The sequence below is a fragment of the Devosia sp. genome, from assembly GCF_017307565.1.
Classification (GTDB): domain Bacteria; phylum Pseudomonadota; class Alphaproteobacteria; order Rhizobiales; family Devosiaceae; genus Devosia.
Genome location: NZ_JAFKHD010000046.1, coordinates 1 through 4590 on the forward strand (window position 1 = coordinate 1; position 4590 = coordinate 4590).

Sequence of the window (4590 nt, forward strand, 5' to 3'; positions counted from 1 at the left end):
CGTCGCCCCGGGCGTCACGACAAGACAGATGACAAGGAAAGCGCCCACCGTCTGCATGGCCGCCACCGTCGAGGCCGAAAGCAGCACGAAGAACACGGCGCGCAGCAGCGTCGGCTTCAGGCCGATCGAGCGGGCATGGTTCTCGTCAAAGAAGGTGACCATCAGGTCCTTCCACTTGGCGAGCAGGATGGCCAGCGACACGAAACCGATAATGGCGAGTTGCAGCGTGTCCTCGGGTGTGATGGCGAGAATATTGCCCAGCACGATGGTCTGGATGTTCACTGGCACCGGCGAGATCGACACCATGAAGAGCCCCAGCCCGAAAAAGGCCGAGAAGATCAGCCCGATAATGGCGTCTTCCTTGAGCTTGGTGCGCTGATTGAGAAACAGCATGGCCGCCGCCGCGAGCCCGCCGGAAAAGAACGCCCCCACCGCAAACGGCAGGCCGAGCATGTAGGCGCCGGCAACACCGGGCACGATCGAATGGCTCAGCGCATCGCCGATCAGCGACCAGCCCTTGAGCATCAGGTAGCAGGAGAGAAAGGCACAGACCCCGCCCACAAGGGCCGAGACCCACATGGCATTGGTCATGTAGCCATAGGAAAAGGGTTCGAGCAGCAGTTCCATTTCAGGCCTGCTCCTCCGGCTTATCATCCGGCGAATGCCGCCGCGCCTTCCCACCCTCGAACAGCAGTGGCCGCTCGTCGTCGGTAAAGACGCGAACCCCGGAATCCACCCCGCCATTGGACGCGTGATTGATCACGAAATGGCGGAGCACGCCGCCAAAGGCCTTTTCGAGATTTTCCTGGGTGAAGGTTTCCTCGGTCAGGCCATAGGCCAGCACCGTGCCCTTGATGAGAATGGTGCGATCGCAGAATTCGGGCACTGAACCCAGATTGTGCGTGGAAACCAGCATCACCCGGCCCTCGTCGCGCAGCTCGCGGAGCAGCGCGATGATCTGGTCCTCGGTCTTCACATCGACGCCGGTAAACGGCTCATCGAGGAGAATAACCCGCCCATCCTGTGCCAGCGCCCGCGCCAGAAACACGCGCTTTTTCTGCCCGCCCGAAAGCTCACCGATCTGGCGCTTGCGGAATTCGCTCATATTGACGCGCTTCAGCGCCGCCTCAACGGCCTCGTGGTCGGCCTTCTTGGGAATGCGCAGCATGCCCATATGACCATACCGCCCCATCATCACGACGTCTTCGACCAGCACCGGAAAGTTCCAGTCGACCTCCTCGGCCTGAGGCACATAGGCGACGAGGTTTTTCCTGAGCGCCTGCGCCACTGGAATGCCGAGCACGGTGATGTCCCCGCGCGCCAGCCGCACGAAACCCATAATGGCCTTGAACAGCGTAGACTTGCCCGAGCCATTGACCCCCACCAGCGCCGCGATGGTGCCGGTGGGGATAACAAAGCTCGCGTCGCGAATGGCGGTTAGGCCGTTGCGATAGGTGACTGTGGCGCCGTTTACGGCAATGCCGGTGCCGCTCTCAACCTCGGCATGGCGCAGGGGGGCATTCATTCCGTGAGGCCTTTGGCAATTGTTTCGGATGTGATGCGGAGAAGGTCGATATAGGTCGGCACCGGCCCGTCGGCTTCGGTCAGGGAGTCAACATAGAGCACGCCGCCATATTTGGCGCCGGTCTCACGAGCGACCTGTTCGGCCGGCGCCGGAGAAATGGTGCTTTCCGAGAAGATCACGTGAATATCGTGCTCGCGCATGGCATCGATCACTTTTCGAACCTGCTGTGGCGTGCCCTGCTGGTCGGCATTGATGGGCCAGAGATAGAGTTCTTTCAGGTCAAAATCCCGCGCGAGGTACGAAAAGGCACCTTCGGAGGTCACGAGCCAGCGCTTCGCCTCAGGCACTGCATCTAGCTCGGCCTTGATCGGCTCGATCATCGCCGAAATCTTCGCCTTATAAGCCTCGGCATTGGCCTTGTAGGTCTCGGCATTGGCCGGATCGTGCTCGACGAAGGCGTCACGGATATTGTCGACATAGATCATGGCGATGCTTGGTGACATCCAGGCATGAGGATTGGGCTTGCCCTGGTAGGGTCCCTCGGTAATGCCCATGGGGTCGATGCCGTCGGAAACGACGACGCTGGGCACATCATGCAGGTTGGCAAAGAAGCGCTCGAACCACAGTTCCAGATTGAGCCCATTATAAAGAACGAGATTGGCCCCCTGCGCGCGCTGAATGTCGCCGGGGGTCGGCTGGTAGTTGTGAATCTCGGCGCCGGCCTTGGTGATGGATTCAACCACCGCGGCGTCGCCGGCAACATTCTGCGCGATATCGGCGATAACCGTAAAACTGGTGACGGCCTTGAACTTGTCCTGAGCGAAGGCGGGAATTGCGGGAAGCGCGACCGACAGACCCACAGCAAGCAGCGTCCCGAGGGCCTGACGTCGTGTACCGAAGAGCATAGAGTGATCCTTGTTGCGAATGATTTGCATTTTCACTCAATGTAGCGAGATGCCGAAAAGTTGCAAGTAGGAATGGTTTGCAAAAAGGCTGATGAAAAACGCCGCGCTCCAAAGGCGTTAACAAAGTGTGTTTGACGGGGAGAAAGCCCCTTCCTCGGCTATGTCCCTATATCTCCAAGACGAATCCCTTTTGACGGCCGGGAGCATCCCCAGCATTTTCCACAAGGGCGAAATTTGAACGATTTTTGACGGAAGGGACGTGCGACTCGCCTGGCGAATCTGACACGCTTGGAAAGCCCCAAAAAACGGGCAAATTTCGATCACAATTCACCTGTCAAGCGTTGATGACAGACCTGACACAAACCATATACGTTGCAGTAAGAATTGGTGTCGCATACTACATATAGCGTTCAGGGCTTCGACGATTCGAAAGAATGGGAAGACGCCCAAAGCCGGTAGGAGCCGTCTCGTACGGCAGGCCACCGGCGCGCGTTTGCAGTAGTTTTAAAGCGTTGAACCCCGTTTTTAGAACAGTCCCTCGTGAGGATCCGATGACTATCACCGTCTATTCCAAGCCTGCCTGCGTCCAGTGCACCGCGACCACGCGTGCGCTCGATCGAAAGGGCATTGACTACACGGTGGTCGACATCTCCGAAGACGCCGACGCCTATGCGCGCGTCGAGGAAATGGGCTACCGTCAGGTTCCGGTCGTTGTCGCCGGCGACCAGCACTGGGCTGGCTTCCGCCCCGACATGATCGGCAGCCTCTCCTGAGCTGAGATGTCGCCCGGTTTTTCAGGCCCGCGCGACAGGAACCGAGATGCAGGACCATGGGCAAGATCGTCTATTATTCCAGCACGTCGGAAAACACCCATCGCTTCGTCGAGAAGCTCGGGATGCAAAGCGTAAGGCTGCCGGTTGATGCTGGCAGCGAGCCGCCCCAGGTGGATGAACCCTTCGTTCTGGTGGTTCCCACTTATGGCGGCAACGACGGCAAGGGCTCAGTGCCCAAGCCAGTGATCAAATTTCTCAATAACCCTGCCAATCGCAGTCTCATTCGAGGCGTGATCGCGGCCGGGAACACAAATTTCGGCACGGCCTATGGCGCGGCGGGCAATATCGTCAGCCAGAAATGCGAAGTGCCGCTCCTCTATCGTTTCGAGCTCCTCGGAACGGCGGAGGACGTTGAAAACGTCAAGCAAGGACTCGAACGGTTTTGGACACGCTCACACTAGACCGCACGGAAGATCGCCCGGCCTCCAAGGGTCAGGTCCAGGACCAGAGCCTGGATTATCACGCGCTCAACGCGATGCTGAACCTCTATGACGAGGCCGGCAAGATTCAGTTCGACAAGGACAAGCAGGCTGCGCACCAGTACTTCCTGCAGCATGTCAACCAGAACACGGTCTTCTTTCACAACCTCAGAGAGAAGCTCGAATATCTGAGCGTCGAAGGCTATTACGAGCGCAGCGTGCTCGATCAGTATTCCTTCAACTTCATTCGTGATCTCTACGATCACGCCTATGACAAGAAGTTCCGCTTCCCGACCTTCCTCGGCGCATTCAAATACTACACCAGCTACACGCTAAAAACCTTCGACGGTAAGCGCTATCTCGAGCGCTACGAAGATCGCGTTTGCATGGTGGCGCTGGCGCTTGCCCGCGGCAATGAGGGCCTGGCCCGCGACCTCGTCGACGAAATCATGGCTGGCCGTTTCCAGCCCGCGACCCCGACCTTCCTCAATGCCGGCAAGGCCCAGCGCGGCGAGCTCGTCTCGTGCTTCCTGCTGCGCATCGAAGACAATATGGAGTCGATCGGCCGCTCGATTAACTCGGCGCTGCAGCTTTCCAAGCGCGGCGGCGGCGTGGCCCTGAGCCTCACCAATCTTCGCGAAATGGGCGCGCCCATCAAGCATATCGAGAACCAGTCCTCTGGCGTCATCCCGGTGATGAAGCTGCTCGAAGACTCCTTCTCCTATGCCAACCAGCTCGGCGCACGTCAGGGCGCAGGTGCGGTCTACCTTAACGCCCACCACCCCGACATCATGCGCTTCCTCGACACCAAGCGCGAAAACGCCGACGAAAAGGTCCGCATCAAGACCCTGTCGCTTGGCGTCGTGATCCCCGACATCACCTTCGAATTGGCCAAGAATAACGAGGAC

At 58.8% G+C, this 4590-nt stretch carries 6 protein-coding genes; 3 read left to right on the top strand and 3 right to left on the bottom strand.

What is annotated here, in order from left to right; translation table 11 throughout:
* From J0I64_RS00855 to J0I64_RS00865, 3 genes are all read right to left on the bottom strand, one after another.
* Positions 1-627 (bottom strand): metal ABC transporter permease (locus J0I64_RS00855; RefSeq protein WP_291405499.1); only part of this gene is annotated, 627 nt, incomplete at its 3' end.
* Position 628: 1 nt separating this feature from the next.
* Positions 629-1525: a manganese/iron ABC transporter ATP-binding protein gene (locus J0I64_RS00860; protein ID WP_291405501.1), complete on the bottom strand. Its 897-nt coding sequence runs from the start codon at positions 1523-1525 to the stop codon at positions 629-631.
* Positions 1522-2430, bottom strand: coding sequence for a metal ABC transporter substrate-binding protein (locus tag J0I64_RS00865; protein WP_291405507.1), 909 nt, complete (start codon positions 2428-2430; stop codon positions 1522-1524). Before J0I64_RS00865 ends, J0I64_RS00860 begins: the two co-directional genes overlap by 4 nt.
* A 551-nt stretch (positions 2431-2981) precedes the next feature.
* On the opposite strand from J0I64_RS00865, the gene nrdH reads away from it, so the two are divergent.
* The 3 genes from nrdH to J0I64_RS00880 all read left to right on the top strand — a co-directional run.
* Complete coding sequence (nrdH, locus tag J0I64_RS00870) at positions 2982-3203, top strand: glutaredoxin-like protein NrdH (protein WP_291405503.1); 222 nt, start codon at positions 2982-2984, stop codon at positions 3201-3203.
* Positions 3204-3259: 56 nt separating this feature from the next.
* On the top strand, positions 3260-3664 hold the full coding sequence (gene nrdI / locus J0I64_RS00875; RefSeq protein WP_291405505.1) for a class Ib ribonucleoside-diphosphate reductase assembly flavoprotein NrdI: 405 nt from the start codon (positions 3260-3262) through the stop codon (positions 3662-3664).
* A gap of 50 nt (positions 3665-3714) precedes the next feature.
* The coding region (locus J0I64_RS00880) for a ribonucleotide reductase N-terminal alpha domain-containing protein (RefSeq protein WP_291405509.1) at positions 3715-4590 on the top strand (876 nt) is incomplete at its 3' end.

Excerpts from the sequence above, each read along its gene's own strand:
- nrdI (WP_291405505.1), top strand. The coding sequence starts at position 3,260 with ATGGGCAAGATCGTCTATTATTCCAGCACGTCGGAAAACACCCATCGC.
- J0I64_RS00865 (WP_291405507.1), bottom strand. The coding sequence starts at position 2,430 with ATGCTCTTCGGTACACGACGTCAGGCCCTCGGGACGCTGCTTGCTGTG.
- J0I64_RS00860 (WP_291405501.1), bottom strand. The coding sequence starts at position 1,525 with ATGAATGCCCCCCTGCGCCATGCCGAGGTTGAGAGCGGCACCGGCATT.
- nrdH (WP_291405503.1), top strand. The coding sequence starts at position 2,982 with ATGACTATCACCGTCTATTCCAAGCCTGCCTGCGTCCAGTGCACCGCG.